This window comes from Streptomyces sp. NPDC058877 (assembly GCF_042742855.1).
In the GTDB taxonomy this organism is placed as follows: Bacteria; Actinomycetota; Actinomycetes; order Streptomycetales; family Streptomycetaceae; genus Streptomyces.
In genome coordinates, this window is sequence record NZ_JBHYMF010000352.1 from 1 (window position 1) to 3,027 (window position 3,027).

A 3,027-nucleotide genomic window follows, 5' to 3' on the forward strand; every position below is an offset into this window, starting at 1 on the left:
GCCCTCATGCACGCCCGGGTGCGGTCAGCGCCGCGGCACCGGCTGCCCGCTCGCCCCGTCGACCACGGTCCTGGACCCCAAGGGGCCGTCGAGCGGCACCGTCTTGGTGACCTCCACCGCCATGGCCACGCAGGCCCTGCCCGGGTCGATGGGCTCCTCCGTCACGCGGACCGTCACCCGCTCCTGGGTCTCCCGCGCCGTGACCGTGTACGTGCTGCACACCCCGCCCCAGAAGGTGACGGTCAGCTTCCGGCCGTCCCCCTCCGTCCGGTACGACTCGACCTGCCGGACCGGCGCCGTGCCCTCGGCCGGCGGTGACGGCTTCACCGACGGTGCCAGGTGCTCCGGCGCCACCGCCGTCTTCGTCACCGTGTACGGGGGCCCGTCCACGGGGTCCGCCGTGAACAGCCACGCCGGTACGAGCAGCCGCTCGCCCGCGACGTCGTGCGCGGCCAGACCGAAGACCGCGGCCGTCACCGGCACCTGCCTCGGCTGCGCCGGTTCCGCGATCTGCTGACAGGGCGTGCCCTTGGGCTCCGACGGGCCGCCTTCCGTTCCGACGCCGTCCGTGCCCGCCGGCGGATCGGTCGCGCAATCGACCACCCCGGACGGATCGATCGCCCTCGCGTCCTCGTTGAGGGCCGCGAGCGCCTGCTCGGCTCCGATCACCGGATGGTCGTCGCCCTTCACCGGCTGCTTGAGCGTGCCGCTCCCGGCGACCGGCCGACCGTCCGGGCCGATGTGCAGCCCCGTCGACCAGCCGTAGGTCGGCAACCCGTCCACCACCGGATCAGCGTTGACCACCCGCACCGACCCGTTCATCACCTGGGTCGCGGTCAGCTTCGCGTCGTCCTGACCGAGCGCCTTCAGGACGGGCACCGCCGCGGCCTTCGCCGCCGCCTCGCTCACCGGAGAACCGCTCGGCAGGGGCTTCCCCTCGCCCGGTGGCGGACAGGCCTTGCCCTTGAGGCAGGAGTCGCCCACCGGGGCGCCGTCGTACCAGGTGTACGTCCAATTGCCGGGGGCCGCCTTCGCCACGTCCAGACGGGGCCCCTGGCCGTCCTTTTCGGGGCGGATCGTCCACACGTCCCCGATCAGCACCGGCCGGCCCTCGAACCCGAGCGCCTCGGCCAGCCTGGTCACCTCCGCCGAGGTGACCAGGCCCTCGGGCCGGTGGACCGCGGCCGAGGAGGGCCCCTGGGGGAGTGGGCCCTTGGACTGGTAGACCGTCCCGGTCGGGCCGCCGCCCGGGTCCGGCTCTCCGGGAGCGATCCCGGGACCGCCGTCGGCGGCCCCGGGGCCCAGCGGCAGGGGCGAACCCGCGACGGCGGCACCCTCGGCCGCCCCGATCGGCGTCGCCTTCGCGTCCGCCCCGCCCCCGCCGGACCCCGTGGCCGCGACGGCGAGGTAGACGCCGCCGCCACCGGCGAGCAGCACGCCCGCCGCCACCGAGGCAGCGAGGACGTTCCGTCGCCTCCGCACGTTCTCCGTACCGCTCACCGCAACACTCCCTCATCTCGACCGGACGCCGATGGGACGGAGCGGAGGGGCGAACGGTTCCCGTCCGTCAGCCGCCGTACTCGACGGTGGCGTCGATCAGCCGGGCCGAGGCCGCGGGCACGACCACTCCGTGGATCGACGCGGGGGAGACCGGTGCGGGCGCGGGCGGGACCGGAGCGACCCAGTGGGGGGCCATCCGAACGCCGTCCCCGCGCAGCTGGGCGAGGCTCAGGTCGGACTCGTGACGCTCACCAGGAGCGGGATGCGAGGTCATGGCCGCACCGTATGCACCGCACCACTCCGGAGAAAAGGCCTACTCTGGGGTAGTTTCCACTGTTCGGCAGCGCACCCCCCAACGGGTAGCGTGAAGGGTCGACCGCTCGTCACCCGCCACCACCCTTCGTCCGAGCGCCTCGTGCGCCCCTATCGCATCCCGCAGGAGCACCCCGCCGTGCGTATCGCAGTCACCGGCTCCATCGCCACCGACCACCTCATGACCTTCCCCGGCCGGTTCGCCGACCAGCTCGTGGCCGACCAGCTCCACACGGTGTCCCTCTCCTTCCTCGTCGACAACCTCGACGTCCGCCGGGGCGGCGTCGGCCCGAACATCTGCTTCGGCATGGGTCAGCTCGGCGGCAACCCGATCCTGGTCGGCGCGGCCGGGTACGACTTCGACGAGTACCGAGCCTGGCTCGACCGCCACGGCGTCGACACCGGCTCGGTCCGCATCTCCGAGGTGCTGCACACCGCCCGCTTCGTCTGCACCACGGACAAGGACCACAACCAGATCGGCTCCTTCTACACCGGCGCCATGAGCGAGGCCCGGCTGATCGAGCTGAAGGCCGTCGCCGACCGGGTCGGGGGGCTGGACCTAGTCCTGATCGGAGCCGACGACCCCGAGGCGATGCTCCGGCACACCGAGGAGTGCAAGGCGCGCGAGATCCCCTTCGCGGCGGACTTCTCGCAGCAGATCGCACGCATGGACGGAGAGGAGATCCGCACCCTCCTCGACGGTGCGACCTACCTCTTCTCCAACGAGTACGAGAAGGGCCTGATCGAGTCCAAGACGGGCTGGACCGACGAGGAGATCCTCTCCCGCGTCGGCCACCGGGTCACCACCCTCGGCTCCCGCGGGGTCCGCATCGAGCGGGTCGGCGAGACCCCGATCGAGGTCGGCTGCCCCGAGGAGACGGCCAAGGTCGACCCCACCGGCGTCGGCGACGCCTTCCGCGCGGGCTTCCTCACGGGCCTGTCCTGGGGCGTCGGGCACACCCGTGCGGCGCAGGTCGGCTGCATGCTGGCGACGCTGGTGATCGAGACCCTGGGCACCCAGGAGTACACGATGCGGCGGGCCCACTTCATGGAGCGCTTCACCAAGGCGTACGGCGAGGAAGCCGCCGCGGACGTCCGCGCCCACCTGTCCTGACCCCGGTGGCGCCGCCCCGGCCCGGCCCCGTGCCCGGGCGTCCCAGGTGTACGCCGCAGTCGACCAGACCCTGGCCGTGGCATCCGGCACCACCGAGAAGG

Annotated in this window: 3 protein-coding genes; 1 reads left to right on the forward strand and 2 read right to left on the reverse strand. The window is 73.1% G+C overall.

The window, feature by feature from the left end:
- Positions 1–24 precede the first annotated feature (24 nt).
- Together ACFW2Y_RS35355 and ACFW2Y_RS35360 are read right to left on the reverse strand one after the other, a co-directional pair.
- Complete coding sequence (locus tag ACFW2Y_RS35355; protein WP_384887722.1) at positions 25–1,500, reverse strand: hypothetical protein; 1,476 nt, start codon at positions 1,498–1,500, stop codon at positions 25–27.
- Between the two features lie 67 nt (positions 1,501–1,567).
- Positions 1,568–1,774, reverse strand: a complete 207-nt coding sequence (locus ACFW2Y_RS35360) for a hypothetical protein (protein ID WP_384887724.1) — start codon at positions 1,772–1,774, stop codon at positions 1,568–1,570.
- 177 nt (positions 1,775–1,951) lie between these two features.
- Between ACFW2Y_RS35360 and ACFW2Y_RS35365 the strand changes: the two genes are divergently transcribed.
- Positions 1,952–2,926 carry a carbohydrate kinase family protein gene (locus tag ACFW2Y_RS35365; protein ID WP_384887726.1) on the forward strand — a complete coding sequence of 325 codons (975 nt, stop codon included), beginning with the start codon at positions 1,952–1,954 and terminating at the stop codon, positions 2,924–2,926.
- Positions 2,927–3,027 lie beyond the last annotated feature (101 nt).

Coding starts and splice junctions, on each gene's coding strand:
- ACFW2Y_RS35360 (WP_384887724.1), bottom strand. CDS start 1,774: ATGACCTCGCATCCCGCTCCTGGTGAGCGTCACGAGTCCGACCTGAGC.